Origin of the sequence: Antarcticibacterium sp. 1MA-6-2 (genome assembly GCF_021535135.1) — a bacterium.
Lineage (GTDB): Bacteria > Bacteroidota > Bacteroidia > Flavobacteriales > Flavobacteriaceae > Gillisia.
In genome coordinates, this window is record NZ_CP091036.1 from 1,225,456 (window position 1) to 1,249,583 (window position 24,128).

Sequence of the window (24,128 nt, forward strand, 5' to 3'; positions counted from 1 at the left end):
TTTTATTTAATACCTAGGTTCCGGGAATTCAGAAAAATAGAAAATAAAATCAGCTTTTCTTTACCACCTGTTTTTCTAAATATTCAGAAACCTGTCCATTAGATTCCAATATTTCCAGAAGCTTTGTACGGGTGAGGGGTTTTGTATGATATCCCATTACCCTGTCATACCTTTGAGATTTAATATAATCTTCTTTGTAAGAGGAGGAAGTGAGAATGTGTACAAAAATTTTATGAGTATACTCTTTTTCATGAAGTGATTCCAGAAATTGCCAGCCGTTCATTACAGGCATATTAAGATCCAACAGTATCAGAAAATTTTTGTTAGCGCACCTGGTATTCTCCAGGTAATCAATTGCTTCTTTGCCATTCTCCATTATCCTAACCTCATTATCAACAAGGTTCTCCACAGCAAATCTATGCAGGCGTCCTACAACATCATCATCTTCTACAAGTAAGATTTCCAGAAGTTCATCCCGCTTTTCTTTCATTCTCTTCTGTCCTTTTTATTATATTTCTTATTACTTCATCCAGCTCTGTTGCTGAATCATTAATCAACTTTAAAAGTTCTTCTCTGCTCCATTCTTCATAAGATTCCATTTCCAGTAATCCCAGAAGTCCTTTTAGTCTTGCAAGAGGAGCCCTAACGATATGTGCCTGTTCCCAGGCCACCTCCTGTAGTACTTTGTTTTGTTTCTGAATCTCTTTCACCATCCTCTTCGATTCTGAGACATCCAATGCAGCCCCTACCATTCGTATGGCCTTACCTGATGGATCTCTTAAAATGTAGCCTCGATCTACTATATAAGCTTCTTCCCCATTTCTCTTTATAAAACAATATTCTTCTTCCCACTTTTTTATTTCAGGATTATCAAGAGCTGTTTTAATGGAATTAATAACACGGTTTCTATCTCTTTCAACTATTTTTTGACACCAAAATTCTTCTACAGAAGTTTCTCTTGGTGTACTATAACCAAATAGCTTTTTAAAAGAACCGCTTCTTTTAATTTGTTTTTTAATTAAATCCCAGTCCCAAATAATTTCTTTCGTAGCCTGCATGACGAAGCTAAATCGACGGTTAGCTGCTTTTAATTCCTTTTGATTTTCAACTATATCTGAAATATCACTTGTAGCTCCTATTAATCTTATTGCTTCACCTTTTTCATTTCTAACAATATGCGCCCTGTCGATAATATTTGCATAGGTACCGTTAGCTCTTTTAAAGCGGTATTTAGTCTTTACCTGATCACGATCTGGAGTCTCCATCGCACGCTCTATTTGATTTTTTACCTTATCAATTTCCTGTGGATGAACATTTTCTTTCCAGAATTCCTTTTTTTCCACCTCCCCGGGACTATACCCAAATGGTTTCACAGTACCTTTATGTAACCTCACCACCTCATCATTCCTCAGGTCCCAATCGTATACCAGGTCCTCCGTAGCTGTTACAGCTAAACGGTATCTTTCGAACAATTGTTTTATTTCCCCGTTTCTCTCTACAAGCTCGGTAACTTCTTTTGAATTTACTACGATTCCGTTGACATGAGGATCTTCACAAAAATTAGTGGCTGTAGATTCCAGCCACCTCCAGTTTCCTTCCTTATCCTGAAATCTAAATGCTTCAACCCGCACCTGTTCATCATTGACCAGTAGGGAGAATTTATTAAGGACGCGGTCTTTATCTTCAGGATGTATAAAATCAAAAGCGTTTTTACCTATAAAACTTTCAGGAGAAATTCCTAAAACAGAAACGCTGGAGTCGCTTACATATTTAAACGTCCCGTCAAGATTTAAAATAGTTGTAAGATCAGATCCTTCCTGTACCAACGCTTTGTAAACCCTTTCCAGAGAGACTAATTCCTCTTCGGCCGATCTTAAGTTGGTTATGTCTTTTGCAATACCGTATAAGCCCGAAATCTTTCCGTTTATCTTCATGGGAATCATACTTACCCGCAACACAACGATATTTTTCCTTGCCGTTATAAATTCAGCCTCAAACTCCTGCTCTTCCCCCTTTAGTACTTTTTGAAAATTATTTAAGGTTAGTTCCCGGTGGTGAGCAGTGCAAAAAGGAAGAAAATTCATATGCAGCATTTCTTCCCTTGGTAATTCGGCAATATTTGCCAGGCCATTGTTTAAGCTCAAAAAATTTCCTTTTGTATCCAACGAATATAGACCATCAGGATTATTTTCTATAAAATGCTTCTGTTCTTCCTGCTGACTATGTAATTTCTTTCTAAATTCATTTTTTTCCCTCTCAACTAAAATTTCGGGAGTACGCTCTATAGCAATATTCAGGATATATAATACCCTACCATAATTGTCTTTTAAAGGTATATTTTGAATTTGCCAATAACTTTCCTTCCTCCCTTCCCTTTCTGCGGTATTAAGGTCGTGTTGCAAGCAGTCAATATGGTGAGCTTTCCCTGTGGCAAACGCAGTTTCAATTGACTTGAGTCTTTTCGCTAAATAAAAATGTGATTTCGGGAAAGCAGAAATTTCCCACGGATAGCTCTTTCCAATAATTTCATCAGCTTTTTTTCCCGACAGATCGCAAAACTTTTTGCTAACATCTTTGACTATAAAAACATTCTCACGGCAGCCAAGCAGTAAAGCAGGGAAAGGGAGAGTCTTGAAAATTTCCTGATATTCCGTCATAACAATAATAAACCTGACCTTAACCTAAAATAAGGAAGGTGAGAGATTTAACTAATTTATAATATTACAAAAATTTATACGCTCTGCCGTCCGTTTAACGATAATTTATAGCCGTTAATCGATACCAAGGGGGGGGGCTCAAAAATATTAAAAAAGAAATTAATGGTTGACGGAAGAAAATTAAATAAGTTTAAAAACAGTATTTTTTCAGAATCCAGGAGGATATATTTTTTAAAGCTGAAGAAATTTTACAGCAGTTTTATCTTTAAAAGATCCATAAATTATATTTTAATTCTGAATTAAAAATATACAGGAAAGGTTCAACAGAAAAAATTTATAGCTCCTACTTTATAAGATTTATTATTGCTAATTATTACCAGGCTGGATCTATGTGCGGGATTTTTAATCTGATATTAATCTTTAAGGTCAAAAAATGGAACAGTTAAACAAATTTGTGGCAGCTCAAGAGTCAACTTACTCAGTCGCACTGGCTGAAATAAAGAACGGAAGAAAACAAACTCACTGGATGTGGTACATTTTTCCGCAGATTAGGGGATTGGGATATAGTGAAACCTCGCAGTTTTATGCCCTTGAACATCTTGAACAGGCACAACAATACCTCAAACATCCTGTCCTGGGAAAAAGGCTTGTCGAAATTTCCTCGGCACTGCTCGATCTACCAGGTGATAATGCTACCAGCATATTTGGCAAACCCGATGATTTGAAACTGAAATCTTCCATGACATTATTTGCTGAAGTACCTAATACAATTCCTGTTTTTCAAAAAGTCCTGGAAAAATTTTTTGAAGGCAAAAAAGATCCTCAGACCCTTGAGAAGTTAAAACAAGAATTAAATTAAATCATTCCTCGCTTATCTATTCCTCCAGAAAAAAGGAGTTAGTAATATTAGCACTGTAAATAATTCAAGTCTTCCAATTAGCATTAAAAAACTACACCACCATTTTCCCGCAGCCGGGAGAGAATCGTAATTATTAACGGGACCAAGAGATCCAAATGCAGGTCCTATATTACCTAGAGACGATGCCGCGCCACCAATTGCCGTTTCAAAATCCAGTCCCATAAAAGCCAGGACTACTGCTCCAATAATAAAGGAAAGCATATAAAGGATGAAGAAGCCAAGAATATTAAAAACAATATTGTTCCTAACTGCCTTACCATTGAAGCGCACAGGAAGAATTGCATTGGGATGAAGGGTTCTTTTAAATTCTGTCACCCCGTTTTTAATCATAATCATGTGCCTCATAACTTTAACTCCTCCTGCAGTAGATCCCGCACAGCCCCCAAGGAAAAACATTCCGAAGAAAAAGACGGTTAAAAATGGTGTCCAAAGGGTATAATCAGCACTTACGAAGCTTATTGTAGTTACAATGGCAAGCACCTGGAATAAGGCATGTCTAAAAGCACTTTCAGCTTCTCCCCATACTTGAGGATGGGTTATAGATGACAGCCCAAAATCTGCCTGAAAATGAATAACAACCGCAGCAATAACACTGAACATCAGGACGAAGCCAGTATACCATTTAAATTCATCATCGCTAATTACCTTAGAAAATTTTCCTTTAAAACCAAAATAACTTATAACAAAGTTTGTTCCTGCGAGGAACATGAAAATGCTTATGATATATTGTATTGCTGGATTATCATTCCAGTAGGCTGCACTGGTGTTTTTTGTAGAAAACCCCCCGGTTGCCATAGTACTCAAGGCGTGATTTATTGCGTCAAACATACTCATCCCGGCGATCTTAAGAAGGACAGTTTCAATGAGAGTAAAACTAAGCATATATAAACCATAAACGCTTCGCAGTATCTGTAATCCTGGGTTTTAATTTATCGGAACTTGGTCCGGGAGATTCTGCAGAAAATAACTGCATCCCTCCTACTCCAAGCAGTGGCAGTATTGCGATTGCCAAAACTATGATTCCCATTCCCCCAATCCAGTGGGTAAGACTTCTCCAAAAAAGCACCCCTTTAGGAACAATTTCTATATCATTAAGTATGGAAGCCCCAGTAGTGGTGTATCCAGACATGGTTTCGAAAAAAGCATTGGTAAATGAAGGAATTGACTCACTTAAAACATATGGTAGAGTACCACTTAAAGCCATGAAAATCCAACCAAAAGTCACTACAATATAACCTTCCCTTTGTTTAATCTCCTTCCTGTGCCCACGGGTAAAAAACATCAATAGAATACCAGAAAACATAGTAATTATCGAAGCTGCTGAAATTTCCAATGTCACTCCATCCTGGTAATACCAGCTCACAAGTGCGGCAAAAAGCATAAAGGCGCCATTACATAATAAAAGCAACCCCATAATATGGGAAATGATTTTAAAATTTAATCGCCACATTGAAGGATGGATTTTTTCAAAAGAAAACAGGAAAGATTAATCAACGTAAAAATAGTATTCATACACAGTAATTGCAGGAAGGTTATTAAAAAATATAAAAATTTAAAATTGACGCCCCCGTTGAATTTTCCAAAATCAAAAATAGTCATTTCCTACTATAAAGCTAGAAATTAAGCGGAAAAGGTAAAAGAGGCTTAATTGAATGAATTTTTAACTCATTTACAAAATGTTAAATATTTCCAAAAAATAAGTAAAAACCCCCCTACTTATTCACCCCCTGATCAGGTACATTTAACAAGCTATTAATTTATACTCTTTCTCATGAAATCCTTTTCTCCACCTTTAAAGGGAATTTTATTCTCACTTTCTTTAATTATTGGTTGCACTAAAAATAATGATCCCGGAGTGCGGGAAGAGTTTCTTACAGCTATGATAGATGGTCAGGAATTATATATTAATTCCTCTAACGGCACATTAAAAGGTGAAAAACAAATAACCCCTTTTGGGACTCTAAATCTTTCAGTCAAAGTTCTTTCTACAAATGGAAAATCTATTGAATTTTTAATTGAGAATTACCAGGGAAAGAAACTTTATTCTATAGGAGATCGTACTGGTTCTGTTGAAGGCAATTTTACAAACGGGCACTGGATAAATTATGCTCAAACTGTTCCGCCAGAATTATGGAGTAGTTTATTCGATCATTATGTGGATGGAGAATTACTGAATTACATTGAAATCACCGAAGATGATGGTAATTATATTAAAGGCCATTTTTCATCTGAAAATTACCAGGAAACCTAGTGCTTTGGTAAAGCTTATAAACAATGGAGTATTTGAACTCCGGGTTAAATAATGGTAAATAAATCGTGATTTTATTGAGACCTAACAACGAATTTAATTTTAGTTTCTCCAGAAGACAAAGCGAATCACTCCAGATAAAGTTTAAATTTTTATCCGGAAAAAAGGGAGGGAAAACATCAGGTTCTTATGCAGTAAAATCTTTTATAACTCCAATTAGAGCAAAAAGGACAGCACCAAAGATAAACAATAGAACCAGGGCTATTATAACCTTAGTTATTAAATTTAAACCGGAAGTCGCAGTCTTGTAATTTCTGATAAACATGTTCATTGCTTCCATAGTAATAAAAATTAAGTTTTAATAAAATTCACTATAAAAGAAGATTCCCTATCATTCACCAGGATTAGTAGCACTTTAAAATACATTGTGGATCGGCTTCAGATTTTTTCAAGAGCTGTTAGAACAAGGCCGATAAATAAGTTTAGAGTAAAGTTATACCATCCAGATTGATTTGCTATTTCCCCATTATAGACTGCTTTAAATTACCTATTTATATTCTCAATTAAAAGTAGGGTTTTCCAGTATTTTTGGTTTAAAATTCCACCTATAGTGTTCTGTCACAACATTATGAAACCGGATCAGAACTTGCTCAAAGGTTAATTTATTTCCTTAAAGTCTTCAGAAAATGACCCACAATCTTTTTTGTTTTTCAGCTCTCTTCCCTTTTGCTGAAAATATTAATATCTTCCCGCAGCATTCCACAGTATTATGTCACAAAAGAAAGTTTATACTTTGTCCAGCCTTACGCAGTCGATTCAAAATGTGATAAACACACAGTGCAGTAAGGTGGTTTGGATAAAAGCAGAAATAGTAAAATTAAATTATTATCCCAAAAGTGGCCACTCATATCCTACCCTTGTAGAAAAGAAGAATGGGAAGGTAATTGCCGAACTTAAAGGGAACATTTGGGCTGAACAGTTTCAAATGATCAACCAAAAATTTAAAACTGTTCTAAAGGAAGAACTTCGCGACGATATGACGGTTGTAATTCAGGGTTCAGTCAACTACCATCCTGTCCACGGCCTTGCGATAAATATCACTGATATTGATCCTGAATATACGCTGGGAGAACTTGCACGGGAGAAAGCCGAGACTATTAGCCGACTGAAAGAAGCTAACATATTTGATGCTAACCGGAGACAAAGCCTCGCAACCCTACCTAAGACGATCGCAATAATTTCTGTGGAAACCAGTAAAGGTTATGGTGACTTTATGGATGTAATAAAAAAGAATCCCTGGAAATATAAATTTCATTTTTTGCTTTTTCCTGCAATCCTGCAGGGGGAGCGTGCGGTTGCTACTATAAATCAACAGTTAGAGAAAATCCGCATCCACGCAGAGGTTTTTGATGCAGTTGCCATAATACGCGGTGGAGGTGGAGAAATAGGTCTAAGTTGTTTTGACTCCTTTGTGCTGGCAGAAAAAATAGCCACGTTTCCCATTCCTGTATTAACTGGAATAGGTCATTCCACAAATGAGACTGTAACCGAACTGGTAAGCTATCAAAGTTTTATTACCCCAACTAAAATTGCCGAATTCCTGTTGCAGAAATTTCACGACTTTGCTTTGCCTTTAAAAGAAGGAGAAGAAAAATTAAAAAACGGTGTCAACTGGATGTTTAAAACCCGGAAAACGAATCTCAGGGAAACTGCCAGGCTATTTAGTTCTCTTACGAGCAGGGCAACCGATAATTCCAGATCCAGTCTTCAGCAAATTATTTTCAGGCTTATGAACCTGAGCACACAAAATTTTAGGAACCAGCGAAACCTTTTACTCCAGTCACAACAATGCATTATTTCTGCTGCAAGGATGCCTGTGGAAATTGAAAAAAAGAATCTGAAATTTACCGAAGAAAAAATAAGAATGCTATCTCCGGAAAACATTTTGAAAAGAGGGTACAGCATTACCAGGCAAAATGGAAAGCTTATAAAAGCTGCCGATGAGTTACAGCCCGACCTTCTGCTAGAAACACAATTATATTCGGGAACTGTTAGCAGCCGGATTGAACAATTAAAGAAGCCATAAAATGAATGAAGATTTAACATATACCGCGGCCCATAATGAGCTGCAGGAAATAGTTTCAGAAATGGAAAATTCTGAAATTACAATTGATGAACTCGATTCAAAAATAAAACGTGCCGCAGAACTGCTGAAAATTTGTAAAGACAAATTATTTAAAACTGAAAAAAGTGTGCAGGATGTACTGGAAGAAATAAAGAATTATTCGGTATAAAAAACGGGCAGAAATAGTCTTCTGCCCGTAGGATTTGTATTCATTCAGTTAAATCAGAAACCGAACCTTAATTTACCTTTACGGCTCCCACTTTCCAAATCTTATCACAGTAATCCTGGATAGAACGGTCAGAGGAAAATTTACCCATATTTGCGACATTAAGTATAGATCTTTTTGCCCATTCATTGGGTTGTCTCCAAACACTGTGAACTTCTTCCATTGCTTCAATATAGGAGCGGTAATCTTTTAAAAGAAGATAAGGGTCACGGCCCAGTAAATTATCATAAATAGGCCGGAACAATTCTGTATCGCCTTTAGAGATCTCTCCTGAAACAAGCATATCCAGAACCTCACACAATTCCTGATCCTGATCGTAAATCTTATACGGATGGTATCCCGCAGATTTAGTATTTTGAACCTCCTCTGTGGTTAAGCCGAAAAGGAAGAAATTATCGTCTCCTACTTCCTCCCTTATTTCTACATTGGCACCATCAAGCGTTCCTACCGTAAGCGCTCCATTTAGTGCGAATTTCATATTTCCTGTACCCGATGCTTCCATTCCTGCCAAAGAGATTTGTTCAGAAAGATCGGCTGCGGGATAAATGTGTTGAGCCTGCTTTACACTGAAGTTTGGTAAAAACACCACTTTAAGCAGATGCTTTGTATCCTCATCATTGTTCACGAGTTCTGCAACCGAAGTTACAAGCCTGATGATCAATTTTGCCATAAAATAACCCGGAGCAGCCTTTCCTGCAAAAATAAAAGCTGAGGGAGAAATACCTTCTGTATCTCCGTTTTTAATCCTTTTATATAAACTTAAAATGTGAAGTACTTTAAGATGCTGGCGCTTGTATTCGTGGATCCTTTTTACCTGTACATCAAATAGCATGGATGGATCTACCTCTACTCCTGTTTTTTCTTTTATAAATCTCGAAAGAAACTTTTTGTTTTCCAGTTTTACTTCCAGCCATTTTTGTTGAAATTCTGTATCTGTAGCCAGAGGTTCAAGCTTGTGAAGTTGCTCGAGATGAGTAAGCCATTCTTTTCCTGTTTTTTCAGAAATAAGACCTGAAAGACCCGGATTACTAACGGCAAGGAACCTCCTGTGTGTCACACCATTGGTTACATTGGTGAATTTTTCCGGCCACAGCTCAGCAAAATCTTTTAAAACCTGTTCCTTAAGCAAACCGGAGTGTAAAGCCGACACTCCATTTATTTTGTAACTCCCTATAGTAGCCAAATTAGCCATTCGAACGGTTTGTTCTCCACCCTCACCAATAATTGACATCCTGCTTATTTGCTCTTCAGAATAGCTGCCATTTTCTCTAAGTTCACTTAAGAATCTACCATTAATTTCAAAAATAATATCCAGGTGGCGGGGTAGTAATTTTCTAATAATACTCACTAAGCCATCTTTCCAAAGCTTCGGGCAGCAGCGTATGGTTTGTATAGGCAAAAGTATTTTTGGTAATTTCCCAGGCCTCTTCCCACTCAATTTGATGCTCGTCCACCAGCAGCCGCATAAGTTCAGCAACTGCAATAGAGGGATGAGTGTCGTTTAATTGTATAGTAAATTTTTCATGAAGCTTATTTAATTCTCTGCCCTGTTCTGTATTAAGATGGATTATATCCTGTAAGGAGCAGGAGACAAAGAAGTACTGCTGTTTTAATCTAAGTTCCTTTCCTGAAAGGGTCTCATCATTGGGATAAAGAACTTTTGTAATATTTTCAGAAATCATTTTTGCCTCGACCGCTTTATAATAATCTCCCTGATTAAATGCAGAAAAATCGAAAGACTCTATAGCTTCAGCTTTCCATAGTCTTAGGGCAATTGCATTACTGCGGTAGCCAAGGATAGGGGTGTCATAAGCTGTTCCTTTAACCACGGAATCAGGAATCCAATCTACTTCAAACACGCGGCTATTACTTTCCCGGTGCTCAATTCTACCACCAAATTTAACCTGATAAGTAATTTCAGGCCGCATGACCTCCCAGGGATTTCCATACTGAAGCCATTTATCTGTAGCCTCTTCCTGCTTACCTTCTTTAATTATTTGGTTGAAGATTCCAAATTCATATCGTATTCCATAACCCATAGAAGGAATTCCAAGGGTTGCCAGAGAATCCATGTAACAGGATGCTAATCTTCCAAGACCTCCATTTCCAAGGCCCGGTTCTTCTTCCTGCTCAAGAAGGTCATCTAATTCAAGATCAAGTTCTTCTAATGCTTCCCTGGTTTCTTTAAATATTCCAAGGTTAAGTAGATTATTTCCTAAATGTGGACCAGGCAGGTATTCTGCTGAAAGATAAGCAACTGCCCGTGCATCCTGTCCTGAAAACTCTGCAGTAGATCTTACAGATTGTCTAAAGACCCGGTCTCTAATAGTTAGTGCCAGAGCTGTGTACAAATCCCTGCGAGTTGCAACTTGTGGAACCCGACCGATTCCATATAACAAATTATCTAAAAATGATGCTTTTATTTCATCCTTGGAAAGTCCCGTACGCCCTCCTCCTGAACCTGATTGGGTTAAGTAACTTTTAATTATATTATTATTAAAATTCATAATGTCGTTTTTTCCAGAAGTGCTAAAATATAAAATAACGCTGCCGATATACCTTTTTGAAGTATAATTTTTAGAAAACGATGTAGTATGAAACCTCAACATCTTCTTGAAATCCAGCCATATAAATACCCGTTATTTTACATTTATGGAAGATTAACCAAGCGGTTCTATCAATTAAAAAGCCCGTAAACCGGGCTTTAGATATAAACTAAGAATTAATGTCTGGACTAGACCGAAAAAAATGTTTCCAGTTCCTGCATCGTTTCCTGCGAAGTCTTAATATCTTTCACTATCCTTCCTTTCTCCAATACCACTACCCTGTTAGAAATTTCCACAGTATGTTGAAGATCATGACTGGATACAAGAATAGTAACCTCTTTTGACTCCGCCAGTTCCCGAATAATTTTCTTCAGCCGGAATTGGGTAGTAGGGTCAAGGTTTGCAAAAGGCTCATCCAGTATAATAATTTCAGGACTGCCAATAAGTGCTGCCACTATCCCTACCTTTTTTGAATTTCCTTTAGAAAGATCCCTTAAATATTTCTTCCCGTTCAATATTTCTCCATTAAAAAATTCAGAAAACCTGGTAAGAAAGGAATCAACATCAGATTTGTTCCGGCCGCGAAGTTCCCCAATAAAATAAAAGTATTCTTCAGGAGTAAGATAACCTATAAGAAAAGTATCATCTATAAAAGCCGAAGTAAAAGGCTTCCACCCTTCATCTTCACTAATATGTATGTTATTACTGGTGATCTTCCCCGAATCTGGCTGAATAAGGTCCAGCAATAGACTGAAGAATGTGGTTTTACCTGCTCCATTATTCCCAACCAGTCCAAAACTTTGGCCCTTAGGAATTTCTAAATGTTCAATATCAAGGACAGTAGTTCCTCCGTAAGTTTTAGTCAAATTTTCTACTTGTATCATTTCAGGAAAATTTAATTTGATTGTTTATAAGCTGCAAGGGTTTTGTACTTCTGGGTTTTGTAGATATTTTCAATAATGGCAAATACCTTGTTTTTAAAAGTAAATCCCAGAATACCTACAGCTGCGACGATAATATAACCTGCACGAGGTTCAAAAAAATAATGTCCAATAGCATACAAAATGAGAGGCAATACTAGTTTTGGAAGAGACAGCAATAAAGTCTTTGAATTAAAAGCCTGTTTATTCCCCAGTACATTTTTATTTTGAGTGAGATCTATTGGGGTTCTAATATAGGCACCACCCCAAAGAACAAGATGAGCATTTACTCCCATATTATAAATAGCACCCACCAAAATGGCCAGGTAAACTTCCCACCCAAAATAGAGATAGAAGCTGCTTAAAAGAGTTGTGACTATTGTTGCAATAATCATTAACCACCATTTGGCATTAAGATATTCCCTGTATTGAATATTCTGGCTCATCATTAATGGATAATAAGAACTGTCCCAGCTGGGAACAAATTGGCCGAAAGTGAACAAAAATCCTCCAGTAACAAAAATTCCTGCAAAAATTCGCCAAACTAAGTCCTTCATAGGCCTCAATACCAGCGTAAAGAAAAGAAGACCGTAGAAAATGAAAAGAACACTTATGAAAATAGTTGTCTTTGACCGCTTATTCCTCTTTATCAATTTTATATCATTCTTTATAAAAGTTCCCAGTACTCCATACTTATTTAACCAGGTATAATCTTCAGTTTGAGCATCCTGCTGTTTTACCTTTAATCCTGCATCCAGGTAAAGATTCTTTTTAAAATACCTGAATGTAATTGCCACGGCTGCTAACAGTAAAAACAATGGTACAAAAACCCAAACTGGTGACTCATATAAAGAGGAAAATAAAGGTTGGGTATACTGCGTGAGGTCCAGAATTCCATAGTACCTCAGTAAAGCAGAGGTGACAATTAGAGCTGCAAGAAAATACAATAGCGGCGCCTTATTATTACTAAGTATATTGAGGAAGTTATTTAAAAAAATCAAAGAAAAGACTCCAATGAACCAGGCAAGGGCACCTAAAACATCAAAACCTTCTCTTATAAGAACTATTGTAAATGGTAACAGGAAAAAAATGTAGATCCAGTTAAACATAGAGAAAACCGTTTTCCCCAGGCTGAAACCGACAATGTTGTTCTTTACAATATTTTGACCCAGCAATGGCCGAATATTCATTACAGCATCTTTTGAAGGAAATACCTGAATATAAAATCAAATACTAATAAAATAATCAAAAATCGGTTCACTGTTTCCAGCGGAGGCAAACCCTGCTCCTCAAGGATGTAGAAAAGACCTATCCCTAAAATTGAAAAAATTCCTATAAAATATAGAACAGCCAGGGCCATTATAATTTTTAAAAATAGGTTCGCCCTAAAAGCAGCAGATCTGGTGAAGGATTTCCATTCCAGAGAAAAGAAAGTTTTTATCATATGATCCCGTTTACCTGGATTAATCAAATTTTTAATGAAAACTATCTATATGTTACTTACCCTGGAAATTTGTTACAGAAAACTTCAAATATTTTACTGTAATAAAGAGGATGAATTGCAGAAAAAATTTTGTTGAGATGAAACAAAGAGGTAGTCAGTTTCAGAATAAAATAAATAATTTGTTATTCGAAAAAAATAGATATCCTGATTTTAAAAATATATGGCAAAAATGCCATTTATTCCTCAATGATAGGTTTTAGGACTTCCCAAACATTATCTGCAAGGATTTTCTGTCCTTCAGCTGTTGGATGAATACCATCGTTTTGGTTTAATTCAGCTACACCTCCAACATCTTCCAACAGAAAGGGGATAAGATAAAGATCATTTTCTTCAGCCAGATCAGGAAAAACATTTTTAAAACTTGTAGAATATTCCTGCCCCATATTTGGCGGCATTTGCATTCCCGCAAGAATAATTTCTGTCTCCGGATTTTTCTTACGTACAGTCTCGATTATAGCCTGCAAATTTTTTCTGGTTTCTTCTACAGGTACCCCCCTTAATCCGTCGTTTGCTCCAAGTTCAAGAATAAAAACCTCGACATCCTGGTTTAACACCCACTCAATCCTGTTTCTTCCCATAAGCTGTAGTTTCACCACTTAATCCCGCGTTTACCACCTGGTACGGTAAATTAAGGGAATCGATCTTGTTTTGGATAAGTGCGGGGAAAGCTTCCTCCTGCTCCAGGCCCATTCCGGCGGTAAGACTATCTCCAAAAAACAGAATAACACTTTTGTTATCAACCGAATTCTCAGCAACCTCCTGTTCATTTTTTTCGGCTTGTTTATCAGAATTTTCTTTACAGGAAAAACATATTAGAAAACACAACAAAGCACAAAATACTGGTAAGATTCTCATAGCACCGGGTTTTTAATCAAAATCATTTCTTTATTTTGTCATACTTCTGAAGAAAAGAAACAAATCTGAATCATGTCAAAGATATTAAACGTTCGCAACCTGGAGAAAACCTATTCCAGCGGTTCCAAAAAACTTACTGTTCTGCACAATATTAACTTTGACATTGAAGAACGGGAAACATTTTCTATAGTAGGCCCTTCTGGTAGCGGAAAAACGACTCTCTTAGGTCTTTGCGCAGGGTTGGATAGGCCAGATTCCGGAAGTATAGAACTTTGTGGCACTGCACTCGAAAATCTTAGTGAAGATGAAAGAGCGGTTTTAAGGAATCGAAAAGTGGGTTTTGTATTCCAGGATTTTCAATTGCTGCCCACTCTTACAGCCTTAGAGAATGTAGCAGTTCCACTCGAATTACAGGGTTCAAAAGATGCATCTGCAATAAGTAGGGAATTACTCGAAAAAGTAGGATTGGGAGCACGCAAAAACCATTATCCAACTCAACTTTCCGGCGGTGAACAGCAGCGGGTGGCAGTCGCCAGGGCGTTTTCAAATCAGCCTTCAATTTTATTTGCCGATGAACCCACGGGAAATCTGGATGCTGAAACTGGAGAAAAAGTCATAGAACTTCTCTTTAATTTAAATAAAGAAGCCGGAACCACATTAGTTATTGTTACCCATGATCTTGAACTCGCTCAAAAAACGCAGCGTATATTAAGGCTGAAGGGTGGAAAAATAGTGGATAACGCAATTTCTGCAACTTAATGAAAAATAAAAAAGCCCAAACAGCAGGATTTAAATGGCTTACAGCAATGGCCTGGCGGGACGGTAAAGCCAGTGCTAAAAAACTAAGTCTATTTATGGCTTCTATTGTACTGGGGATTGCTGCCGTTGTTTCTATACAATCCTTTGGGGAAAACCTAAAGGAGAACATCCAGCTTCAATCAAAAGCTTTAATGGGTGCAGATTACAGGATAGATAGTGACAATGTTCCTAATGAAAGAGTGACGGAGATCATGGATTCTCTTGGAGGTGCAGATGCCCGGGAGATAAGTTTCGTCTCAATGGCAGCTTTTACAAAAAATGGTGCCGCCAAATTAGTTCAGGTAAGAGGAATAGAAGGTGATTTTCCCCTCTATGGCGAACTGGAAACTGTTCCTCCAAATTCTGCTCAAAATTATAAAGACGAGGGAGCTGCTTTGGTAGATGCAACGGTGATGTTGCAACTTGGAATTAAAACCGGGGACAGTATTAAAATAGGAAATGTAACGCTGCCTATTTCGGGAGCTTTAAATACTGTTCCCGGAAGCACTGCTATTTTTAGTTCTGTGGCCCCTCCTGTTCTAATTCCATATAGATTTATCAATGAAACGGGGCTCATCCAGCCCGGTAGTCGTGTTGGCTATGACTTCTATTTCCTGGCCGATAGTGGAATGGATATGGAAGAACTGGATGAGACCTTAGGATCCAAACTGGATGAAAACAATGCCGATTTAGATACCCACACCTCAACGAGTGAACGCCTGGGACGCTGGTATGAAAACTTCGGCAAATTTCTTAATCTGGTTGCATTTATTGCTCTTCTGTTAGGTTGTGTGGGAATAGCAAGTGCTATAAACATATACATTAAAGGAAAACTTAAATCTGTGGCGGTCCTTAAGTGTCTTGGTGCTACCAGGAAGCAAACATTCCTTGTTTTTTTACTTCAAATAGCAGCAATTGGACTTTTAGGGGGAATCCTTGGAACTGCTCTTGGGTTGGTACTTCAACAATTATTTCCTCTTTTCCTGGGTGATCTTCTTCCCGTTGATGTGCAGATGACTTTTTCACCGCGGATTATATTTATGGGATTACTATTAGGCATCTCAATGTCAATTCTCTTTGCGGCTTATCCTCTTATGAGTACCCTGTATGTTTCACCGCTGCAGGCATTAAGGGTCCAGGCAGAAGGAAAGGAGAATTCCGGCAAAGCAGGAATTTTAGTTCTTACTGCAATCTTTCTATTCATCCTTTTCTTCTCCTATTGGCTACTGGAGGAATGGCGGTATTCTCTAGGCTTCGTAGCAGGAATTATTGTCACCTTTTCTATACTGGCAGGTATAGCAAAACTTTTTATGAAAGCTATTAGGAAATTTTTTCCAGGGAGCTGGAGTTTCCCAGCCAGGCAAAGTTTATTAAATCTTTTCCGCCCTCAAAACCAAACGCTAACTCTCGTTTTGGCAATTGGAGTAGGTAGTTTTTTAATAAGCACCCTCTACTTTACCAAAGATGTCCTGCTGGCACAGGCTTCTGTTGAAGCCCAGGCCGATAGTCCTAATATGATCCTCCTCGATGTGCAGAGTGAGCAAAGAGAAGAGGTCGCCGCCACTATAAAAAACCAGCAGTTACCTGTTATAAATGACATTCCTATTGTAACGATGCGGGTACAAAGTATTAAGGGAAAAACGGTTAATGAAATAAGAGAGGATACAGCTTCAGGTGTAAATCGGTGGGTTTTAAGTCACGAATTTCGTGTTACCTACAGGGATTCTCTTATAAATTCAGAAACTCTTGAACAGGGAAATTGGCAACCCAGGGTAACTAACGAGGATCCTGTTCCTATTTCCATCAGTGATAATTTTGCAGATGATGCTAAAGTCTCGGTGGGAGACAGGGTAACATTTAATGTACAGGGAGTATTGCTCAAAACAATTGTGGGAAGTGTAAGAACTGTAGACTGGAGCAGGATGCAAATGAATTTTTCAATTGTCTTTCCGGTGGGAGTACTGGAGGAAGCACCCCAGTTTAGGGTCCTTACTACAAATATTCCTGGAGAAAATGCATCTGCAGAACTGCAGCAGGAATTAGTACGTAAATTTCCAAATGTTACCATTATTGATCTTCGGCAGGTCCTTACTGTGATCGAAGGTCTTTTGGACAAGATATCATGGCTCATAAATTTTATGGCCTTTTTTAGTATTCTTACAGGTATTATTGTTCTGCTGGGAGCTGTAAGAACAAGTAAATACCAAAGAATAAGAGAAAGTGTATTACTACGAACAATAGGAGCAAAAAGTGAACAGATCCTCAAAATACTTGCTCTGGAATATTTTTATCTGGGAGTGTTAGGAGCACTTTCAGGAATTTTGTTGTCCCTTATAAGCAGCCAATTTCTTGCCTGGTATTTATTCGATACGCCATTTGTTCCTTCCTGGGTTCCTTTTCTTGTCCTTTTTCCGGGAATTGTAATATTGGTGTTGATAATAGGCCTATCCAATAGCCTTAGCGTGATTAAAAGCCCTCCTCTTGAAGTACTGCGAAAGGAAGGATTTTAGGTTTAAAATACCGCATTTAAAGTTTAAATCCTGGATTGGTTTTTCTTTTCCCGGGTACGAAGAATGAAGAAGTAGACAGGTATAAGAATAAAATCTTTTTGCGGAAAGGTATTTTATTTTACCAGTATCTTTTTTGTAGGATGGTCTCTAAGTACAGGTAATGCAATTATGAATGTGGCACCTTCAGTCTCGTTATTAATCAACTTTAAAGAGCCATTGTGCCCCTTTATAATATTATAACTCAAGCTCAATCCCAATCCTGTCCCTTCTCCAGTAGGTTTAGTGGTGAAGAATGGCTCAAAAATTCTTTCTCTGATTTCTTCTGGAATTCCGGGTCCATTATCTGCAATAATAATTTCAACATAGCTGGCTGACTTCCGGGTCATAATTTTTATGAAGGGGTCGTAATTATTTTGCAGTTTTTTCTTTTTATCAACAACAGCATCAAGCGAATTTCCAATAACATTAATCAATACCTGACCTATTTCCTGACCCACTACCTTAATTTCTCCTATTCCCGGTTCAAGATCTTTTTTGATATTTATTTCTATGCCAGAAAGTTGCTTTCGTTTTCCCTGGTAAGCCAAATCAATATATTTTCTCACAAGTTCATTAATATCAAAGAGTTCAAAAATTGGCTTACCTCCTCTTGCGTGCTGCATCATAGATTTTACAATTGCATCTGCCCTTTTTCCATGTTCGCCAATCTTTGTTGTGTTTTGCCTGAGATCCTGCATTAAAAGAGCAACTTCTTCTTCATCTCCATTCTTTCTCGCTTCCTCCAGTTCTTCAACCAAATCCACGGAAAGTTCAGCAAAATTGTTAATAAAATTAAGCGGATTCTTTATCTCATGTGCGACTCCTGTTGCCAATCTACCAAGGGAAGCCATTTTTTCGGCCTGGATAAGTTGGTTTTGAGTAGTTTTTAATTCATTATATGCCACCTCCAGTTCCTTTACCTTCTCAAGCTCCAGGGCCTTCCTTTCATTTTCGGCACGAAGAGCCAAAGCCTGGGACTCTGCGGCGTTAGATCTTGCAATGGCGGTTTCGGCCTGCAGTTCCGCTTCCCTTAAACGGGCATTATCCCTTTCTTTTTTTATAAGTCTTCGACGTTGTATCTTATCTATGGTAAAGACCAGGAGCCCCAGAATAATAATATAAGTTAAGAATGCCCACCATTGCAACCACCAAACAGGTTGAACAACAAATTCATACTTCAAAGGTTCAGTGGCCTGAATGCCACTCTCGTTTACTGCCATGACTTCAAGAGTATATTTCTTTGGCCACAGATATGCGGGAAGATTGGTATATCGTAAACGTTTTACAGAGGTAGGTAATGACCAGCTGTTCTCATAACCTAAAAGCCGTGTTTTGTACTGTACTTTTGAAACATTCGCAAAGCTTAAAGCGGCGTATTCAAATGTAACTTCATTCCGGCTGTCACTTTTATAGGATATTTCTGCCGAGGTTAACTGCAACCTTGGAGGAACAAAATTTGGTTTATCCTTTTCAGGATGATAAATGGAAAGACCGTTTGAAGTACCATAAAAAACATTTCCATTTTCATCTACTTTTACTGAGCCGTAGAGCCAAACCTCATTATCTACCAGGCCATCCTGCCGGGTCACTACATCGAGGACCTGCCCTTTTTCGGGATCAACTTCTGCAAGTCCATTATTCGTACCCACCCATAAATTTCCTGTTTTGGGAGAAAAAGCAAAGCTCACAGCATTATCTGCAGGTAATCCTTTTGCTGAGTTTATGTGATCATCTACTTCAAAAGTGGTAGGGTCCATTTTAAATAAACCAAACTGGGTGCCCATCCAGAGTTTGTTCTTGTAAACCAGAAGTTTTTCGATACTGTTCGTGGGTGCACCTTTCTCAAGAGACCATACCTGCTCAAAAACATTCTTTTCTGCCGTTGCTATTACCGGAATATTTTGACGGTTCAAAATTACATTACTTCGAAAAAGTCCCCGATCCTCTGTTCCTACCCAAAGATGCCCCTCCTCATCCATAGTCACAGAGTTATATCGGGTTGCAGGAAGTCCCTGCGTTGGCCCCAACTCATAAATCTCCTCATCTACAATTACATAAATGATCCTCCTGCCCAGAAACCAGAGACTTTCTACAGAAAAGTTTTTCTTTGCATCCCTAAGTTTTAAATTTTCTGAAGCAATAAAAGGAGGGCTTTGCCAGATTGAGAATAAAAAAGCTTCACGGCCAAAAATATCTATTTCCCTCACATTGAAAGCCTCATTTGGAAGTAATTCTTCATCAAAGACTACAGCACTAAGACCCTGAGTAGTTGCGATCCAAATACGGCCTTTACTGTCAGTAGTAATCCCATTTACCCAATCTCCCAGTAAACCGTCTGCCGTGGTAATAAATTTTGAATTGCCATATTCGTCTACACACACTGCACCCCCGCCTTCTGTTCCAGCCCAAAATCTACAGGGACTACTGCTCTTTTCTGAAATAAGAACCGTGTTAACCTTTCCTGAAGGCAAAACAGGTTTTTCACCTGTTACTGATCGTGCAGTAAAATTTTCAAAAGCATTAAAATTATACCGTAGTTTAGATACCCCTCCCGATTGGGCTATCCAGATATTTCCTTCTTCGTCTTTTAAAGCGTGGTAGACGTTATTACTTAATAAGCCGCTGGACCTGGAGTAAGTTTTTTTTACTTCAGCTGTTTTTTGATCAATCCGGGTAATTCCTGATTCTCCGTTACCCACTAAGATCGTACCGTCCCCAAGGGATATAATGGACGATATATTTGATGGAGAACCATTGTAAATTATATGGGGAACAGAAGACCCCGGAGTAAACCTAAGCAGTTCCCCATTTTGCCTTTGAACCCAAATAAAACCTATATCATCGTGGAACAGGGAATTAAAATTATAGCTAACATCAACATCTCCTGAAGCGTATATAATTTTAAATTTATCCTTTTCGAATTTTGCCAGAATTCCTCCATCAAGACCTACAAGAATTTTTCCCTCTTTGGATGATGTCAATGATGTAACGGCGAGCATTCCCTCACTAGTTATAGCAGTAGAAAGGGTATCAACACTAATTTTTGCGTCTCCGCCAATATGATATCGAAGTATTCCTTTATCTGAGGTTGCCACCCATACCCTTCCCTCTTTATCTACTGCTAGATGTTGATTTGTTCTTGCTTCATCTCTGGCCAATAAAATTCCTTTGAATAGTGGTGTAAACCTGATTTCTTTTTCACCTGAATATTCGTGCAGGGTTTCTCAGAAACAACGAGACCTGAACCGGAAGAAACCCATAAATAGCCTTCTCCATCTTCAATTATTTGCCAAACTCCTAAATCCCTTAAACCTTTTTCTTTTCCATAAAGTTCCATTCCCGAACCATCATACCTCAACAATCCCGATGTGAAAACCGCAAACCAAATATAGCCCTGCCTGTCCTGGTAAATATGAGTTACAAGGGCAGAGGGTAGAGCGTTTACTTCACTATCACTTGTAAAGTGAGTAAGCGGAAGCTCCTGTGCTCCCGCTTTACACCACAATGATAATAAGAGAATAATTGGTAGATATAACCTCCAATTCATTAATTATGGTATTTGTGAATACTCAGTTTCTAGACACCCCCGGAGCCATTAAAAGATAAAAGCATTTTAGTGTCACTAGATCTTAATGCTTTAATCTCTTCCACTCTGCGGGAAGTACTTGTTGTTTCTGCAGGACAAATTTCCAGATCGGTACAGGCTACGGCCTCAGAATAAATTAACAATGCTGTATTAAATCCAGAATTCAATTCATTGGTTTCAGGATTAAAAGCTCCTCGGTCACTCGCAATGTTTAATTCTGCAGTGAGAAGCTGCTGTAGAAATTCATCCAGCTCTGTTCTTATTGGCCTTGACAATATACTTAGGGCCATAGCCTCTTTATCATTACCAAATTGAAATGGTTCTGGCAGTAACATGCCTTCAACTTCTATTAAAAGATTTCTGATATCTTCTTTTGAATATAAACTTCCTTTCTTTCCGGCATGTCTAATTTGTTGGACCCAGAATTTAGTAGGTTCAGTATTGACTCTAATTTTTCCATCATCCAGCTGTTGTATAATTTTGGAGGTATTAACTAAATAACCAAAGTTATAATTAAGTCCATTTTCCTGTAAATTTTCAATAGTGAAGAACGTATTACCAGCAGCTGTATAATTTTCGTCGTTAAGAAGGTCTCCATTTACAGCGATTTTGTAGGTTCCCTGAAGAACCATAAAGGAATATGAACCGTTTGCTGAAGTGGGAACTGTAGCAATTAACTTGTCATTTTCATCGAATAGATCGATGAGAAAGGAAGGTATTCCAGATTCTGAAGCCTGTTTAAAACCATCGGAATTAGCATCAATATAAATACTACCATTTAGAGTAAATACCCCTTTGCAGGGACCCAAAATCTCTTTAGTGTCAGATATACTTCCCCTTGTGGCTGTAACATTGATAACCCCTAAAGGTATATTTCCTCGCATAGTCATTGAATAATCCTGGCTGCCATCTTTAGAAACCGATTTGTTCCATTTAATAGCATCTTCATATAAATTGAAAGCCCTGTTGGGTGACTGGTTTTGTAGATTACCTGCACAACCAGGAATTTCAAGAGTAAAACTGTCTAACTGGGGAGTAGCTCCTCCTCCACTTACCTTGTACTTAAAAGTGGTTGTTACGTTATTTCCGGTTCCTGTTACTGTCCTGCCTATGAAGTTTACTGTATAGGTATTAAGCATAACAGTTTCATATTTTTCGAGTTGAGCAACAAAATAGGCAGGTAAATGATCTTCCTGAAGTTTATTTGTTGGAAAAATTTCTTCAGCCGTGGATGTTCCTGAGTCGGCTTCAATTAGTTGAATAGATTCGTCTGCTTCACAACCTGCAAACATGAATCCCAATAACAGCACAGCTGTTACAAGAGAAATACATTGTTTCATAATAATTAGATTAAAATGGTCCAAAAATGGTTATGGGAGGAGAAATTCTTTAACAAAATATTTGAATAAAGGAGCGGGATTTCCTCATCCTTTCTCAATGACCATTTAATCGTAGAGTATTAATATGGTTGGTACAGCAACAAAGTCAATAGGGCTAAGTCGTTATAAACTAGTATAATAACTTCGGGAAAGATATAAAATATTATTCTTATTTTTAAAAATATTTAACATAATAATTATACATTTGCTTATACTATGTAAGAAATATTTAACATAATTCCCGGTATTGTAAGTGTTTTCTTATTAATATTATTTTTTCAAGGCGTTTTAACTAAAAATTATACAACATCTTACTTCCCCTTTAAAAGATGTTTTCATCAACTCCGGATTATTGGAGTTACTGTATCTGGTTAAGGAAAATTTATTGGTGCATTTACGAATGGAAGAATCCAGTAAATCACAAGCATACTTAAAATAAACTTCAGCATAAAATTTTAGGATTATTAAATACCTATAGGATGAAAACAACAAAAATGAGTAGACCGGAGACTGTTCATAGAGACATCTTAACTGCTATAATAGACCTATCTCCCATCCCCAATCCTGAGGTCAAAAGCTTAGGGGAACTTTTTGCTCCCTCTTTTCTGTTTCTTTCAGACATTGGAAACACTAAAACAAACAATTTAAAAGATCTTGAAAAGAGCTTCAGGAATCTAAGAGATAAAGTAAAAAATATAGAAAAAAATGGATCACTGATCGTAAAACCTGTTTTTAGATCTGTATCCCCGATTGAAGATAGCGCAGTGTGTATTGATGAATTACAGCTCGCTTCCTCCAAAAATGAAACTAATTTACCCCCTTTTTTTAGAGTTTCCGTTGTACTGTACAAATTTGAAGAAGGTTATAAAGCTACCAGCCTTCAGGTCTTCGGTTTAAAATCTTTTGTTTTAGCTGAAACTCTTCCGAAGAAAAATTCCCAAAAACCAGATGCCGAAAAGGAAAAGCTTTTACAGGAGCAGGCGATTGCGATAGGTAAGCTTTCAGAAAAATTAGAGGAAAACCAGGCCCAGTTATTACGACAGGAGAAACTTGCCAGCCTTGGCCAATTAACTGCGGGAATAGCTCACGAAATAAAAAATCCACTAAATTTTATCAATAACTTTTCTGAACTGAGTGCAGAGTTTCTGGATGAAATTGAAGAAAATCTTCAAAAATTAGAAACTAATGAAATTACAGACGAAATAGGTTCCTTACTTAAGGACGTTAAGGCAAATCTAGAAAAAATCCACCAGCACGGCACCAGAGCCGATGGTATTGTAAAATCTATGCTCCTCCATAGCCGGGGAGGCAGTGGTAAAATGGAAGAAACCGATCTTAATGCACTTATTAGGGAGTATGTAAATCTTTCCTTCCACGGAATGCGAGCAAACAAAAATCCTATTAACGTGGATATAAAAGTCGAAACAGATGAGAATTTAGGCCCGGTGAAAATTAATCCTGAAAATTTTAGTCGTGTAATACTTAATCTCTGTAAGAATGCTTTTGATGCTATGAGAGAAAAATTGGAGCAGGGAGATAACAAAGATTATTTACCACAACTGGTAGTAAGGACCAAACGGGAAGTTAATAAAGTGCTTGTAGAAGTAGAAGATAATGGTCCGGGAGTACCCGGGGCTATTCGCGAAAAAATGATGCTACCATTTTTCACCACTAAAAAAGGAAGTGATGGCACAGGTTTGGGCTTAAGCATTTCTCAGGATATAATTAAAGATCACAACGGAGTTTTAAAAATAGAAACTAACGAAGGGTCCTACACCAAATTCACCATTTTTCTAAATAGAGAAAATTAAAAATC

At 37.6% G+C, this 24,128-nt stretch carries 15 protein-coding genes and 3 pseudogenes; 7 read left to right on the forward strand and 11 right to left on the reverse strand.

All coding sequences use genetic code 11. The annotated features are described in order from the left end of the window. Positions 1-49: 49 nt before the first annotated feature. Together LZ575_RS06170 and LZ575_RS06175 are read right to left on the reverse strand one after the other, a co-directional pair. A complete protein-coding gene (locus LZ575_RS06170; protein ID WP_235329866.1) occupies positions 50-490 on the reverse strand; it encodes a response regulator in 441 nt (146 codons plus the stop codon). Then, entirely contained in the window at positions 471-2,657 is a 2,187-nt protein-coding gene (locus tag LZ575_RS06175; protein ID WP_235329868.1) for a PAS domain-containing protein, read from the reverse strand. Before LZ575_RS06175 ends, LZ575_RS06170 begins: the two co-directional genes overlap by 20 nt. A 433-nt stretch (positions 2,658-3,090) precedes the next feature. On the opposite strand from LZ575_RS06175, the gene LZ575_RS06180 reads away from it, so the two are divergent. Then, positions 3,091-3,516 (forward strand): DUF1810 domain-containing protein, encoded by a 426-nt coding sequence (locus LZ575_RS06180; RefSeq protein ID WP_235329870.1) that lies wholly within the window; start codon positions 3,091-3,093, stop codon positions 3,514-3,516. Positions 3,517-3,528: 12 nt separating this feature from the next. On the opposite strand, the pseudogene LZ575_RS06185 reads toward LZ575_RS06180, so the two are convergent. Next, a pseudogene (locus tag LZ575_RS06185) lies at positions 3,529-5,026 on the reverse strand (TrkH family potassium uptake protein). 321 nt (positions 5,027-5,347) lie between these two features. On the opposite strand from LZ575_RS06185, the gene LZ575_RS06190 reads away from it, so the two are divergent. From LZ575_RS06190 to xseB, 3 genes are all read left to right on the forward strand, one after another. Then, on the forward strand, positions 5,348-5,827 hold the full coding sequence (locus LZ575_RS06190; RefSeq protein ID WP_235329872.1) for a hypothetical protein: 480 nt from the start codon (positions 5,348-5,350) through the stop codon (positions 5,825-5,827). A 766-nt stretch (positions 5,828-6,593) separates the two neighbouring features. Then, positions 6,594-7,910: an exodeoxyribonuclease VII large subunit gene (gene xseA, locus LZ575_RS06195; protein ID WP_235329874.1), complete on the forward strand. Its 1,317-nt coding sequence runs from the start codon at positions 6,594-6,596 to the stop codon at positions 7,908-7,910. A gap of 1 nt (position 7,911) precedes the next feature. Continuing rightward, positions 7,912-8,118, forward strand: coding sequence for an exodeoxyribonuclease VII small subunit (xseB, locus tag LZ575_RS06200; RefSeq protein ID WP_235329876.1), 207 nt, complete (start codon positions 7,912-7,914; stop codon positions 8,116-8,118). Between the two features lie 67 nt (positions 8,119-8,185). Here xseB and glgP read toward each other — a convergent pair whose 3' ends face one another. From glgP to LZ575_RS06225, 5 genes and pseudogenes are all read right to left on the reverse strand, one after another. Further along, entirely contained in the window at positions 8,186-9,523 is a 1,338-nt protein-coding gene (glgP, locus tag LZ575_RS06205) for a glycogen/starch/alpha-glucan family phosphorylase (protein ID WP_235329878.1), read from the reverse strand. Next, positions 9,510-10,682, reverse strand: a complete 1,173-nt coding sequence (locus LZ575_RS06210) for a glycogen/starch/alpha-glucan phosphorylase (protein ID WP_235329880.1) — start codon at positions 10,680-10,682, stop codon at positions 9,510-9,512. The genes glgP and LZ575_RS06210 overlap by 14 nt, the downstream gene beginning before the upstream one ends. A 227-nt stretch (positions 10,683-10,909) precedes the next feature. After that, positions 10,910-11,605, reverse strand: a complete 696-nt coding sequence (locus tag LZ575_RS06215; protein WP_235329882.1) for an ABC transporter ATP-binding protein — start codon at positions 11,603-11,605, stop codon at positions 10,910-10,912. Between the two features lie 11 nt (positions 11,606-11,616). After that, a pseudogene (locus LZ575_RS06220) lies at positions 11,617-13,085 on the reverse strand (DUF5687 family protein). A 236-nt stretch (positions 13,086-13,321) separates the two neighbouring features. Further along, positions 13,322-14,000: pseudogene (locus tag LZ575_RS06225) on the reverse strand (arylesterase). A 72-nt stretch (positions 14,001-14,072) separates the two neighbouring features. Here LZ575_RS06225 and LZ575_RS06230 point away from each other — a divergent pair. Both LZ575_RS06230 and LZ575_RS06235 read left to right on the forward strand, forming a co-directional pair. Further along, a complete protein-coding gene (locus LZ575_RS06230; RefSeq protein ID WP_235329884.1) occupies positions 14,073-14,759 on the forward strand; it encodes an ABC transporter ATP-binding protein in 687 nt (228 codons plus the stop codon). Further along, complete coding sequence (locus LZ575_RS06235) at positions 14,759-17,308, forward strand: ABC transporter permease (protein WP_235329886.1); 2,550 nt, start codon at positions 14,759-14,761, stop codon at positions 17,306-17,308. Before LZ575_RS06230 ends, LZ575_RS06235 begins: the two co-directional genes overlap by 1 nt. A 113-nt stretch (positions 17,309-17,421) precedes the next feature. Here the strand turns inward: LZ575_RS06235 and LZ575_RS06240 are convergent, their stop codons facing one another. From LZ575_RS06240 to LZ575_RS06250, 3 genes are read right to left on the reverse strand one after another with little or no spacing between them, the layout of a single operon-like run. After that, positions 17,422-20,505 carry an ATP-binding protein gene (locus tag LZ575_RS06240; protein WP_235329888.1) on the reverse strand — a complete coding sequence of 1,028 codons (3,084 nt, stop codon included), beginning with the start codon at positions 20,503-20,505 and terminating at the stop codon, positions 17,422-17,424. Continuing rightward, on the reverse strand, positions 20,469-20,894 hold the full coding sequence (locus LZ575_RS06245) for a two-component regulator propeller domain-containing protein (RefSeq protein ID WP_235329890.1): 426 nt from the start codon (positions 20,892-20,894) through the stop codon (positions 20,469-20,471). Before LZ575_RS06245 ends, LZ575_RS06240 begins: the two co-directional genes overlap by 37 nt. A gap of 29 nt (positions 20,895-20,923) precedes the next feature. After that, the gene (locus LZ575_RS06250; protein WP_235329892.1) at positions 20,924-22,273 is read right to left on the reverse strand and encodes an SdrD B-like domain-containing protein; all 1,350 of its coding nucleotides are present in this window, start codon (positions 22,271-22,273) and stop codon (positions 20,924-20,926) included. A 518-nt stretch (positions 22,274-22,791) separates the two neighbouring features. Here LZ575_RS06250 and LZ575_RS06255 point away from each other — a divergent pair. Next, positions 22,792-24,123 carry a sensor histidine kinase gene (locus tag LZ575_RS06255; protein WP_235329893.1) on the forward strand — a complete coding sequence of 444 codons (1,332 nt, stop codon included), beginning with the start codon at positions 22,792-22,794 and terminating at the stop codon, positions 24,121-24,123. Positions 24,124-24,128 lie beyond the last annotated feature (5 nt).

What these genes read in the sequence shown, in the direction of transcription:
- LZ575_RS06170 (WP_235329866.1), bottom strand. Translation starts at nt 490, where the DNA reads ATGAAAGAAAAGCGGGATGAACTTCTGGAAATCTTACTTGTAGAAGAT.
- LZ575_RS06175 (WP_235329868.1), bottom strand. Translation starts at nt 2,657, where the DNA reads ATGACGGAATATCAGGAAATTTTCAAGACTCTCCCTTTCCCTGCTTTA.
- LZ575_RS06180 (WP_235329870.1), top strand. Translation starts at nt 3,091, where the DNA reads ATGGAACAGTTAAACAAATTTGTGGCAGCTCAAGAGTCAACTTACTCA.
- LZ575_RS06190 (WP_235329872.1), top strand. Translation starts at nt 5,348, where the DNA reads ATGAAATCCTTTTCTCCACCTTTAAAGGGAATTTTATTCTCACTTTCT.
- xseA (WP_235329874.1), top strand. Translation starts at nt 6,594, where the DNA reads ATGTCACAAAAGAAAGTTTATACTTTGTCCAGCCTTACGCAGTCGATT.
- xseB (WP_235329876.1), top strand. Translation starts at nt 7,912, where the DNA reads ATGAATGAAGATTTAACATATACCGCGGCCCATAATGAGCTGCAGGAA.
- LZ575_RS06210 (WP_235329880.1), bottom strand. Translation starts at nt 10,682, where the DNA reads ATGAATTTTAATAATAATATAATTAAAAGTTACTTAACCCAATCAGGT.
- LZ575_RS06215 (WP_235329882.1), bottom strand. Translation starts at nt 11,605, where the DNA reads ATGATACAAGTAGAAAATTTGACTAAAACTTACGGAGGAACTACTGTC.
- LZ575_RS06230 (WP_235329884.1), top strand. Translation starts at nt 14,073, where the DNA reads ATGTCAAAGATATTAAACGTTCGCAACCTGGAGAAAACCTATTCCAGC.
- LZ575_RS06235 (WP_235329886.1), top strand. Translation starts at nt 14,759, where the DNA reads ATGAAAAATAAAAAAGCCCAAACAGCAGGATTTAAATGGCTTACAGCA.
- LZ575_RS06245 (WP_235329890.1), bottom strand. Translation starts at nt 20,894, where the DNA reads ATGAATTGGAGGTTATATCTACCAATTATTCTCTTATTATCATTGTGG.
- LZ575_RS06250 (WP_235329892.1), bottom strand. Translation starts at nt 22,273, where the DNA reads ATGAAACAATGTATTTCTCTTGTAACAGCTGTGCTGTTATTGGGATTC.
- LZ575_RS06255 (WP_235329893.1), top strand. Translation starts at nt 22,792, where the DNA reads ATGAAAACAACAAAAATGAGTAGACCGGAGACTGTTCATAGAGACATC.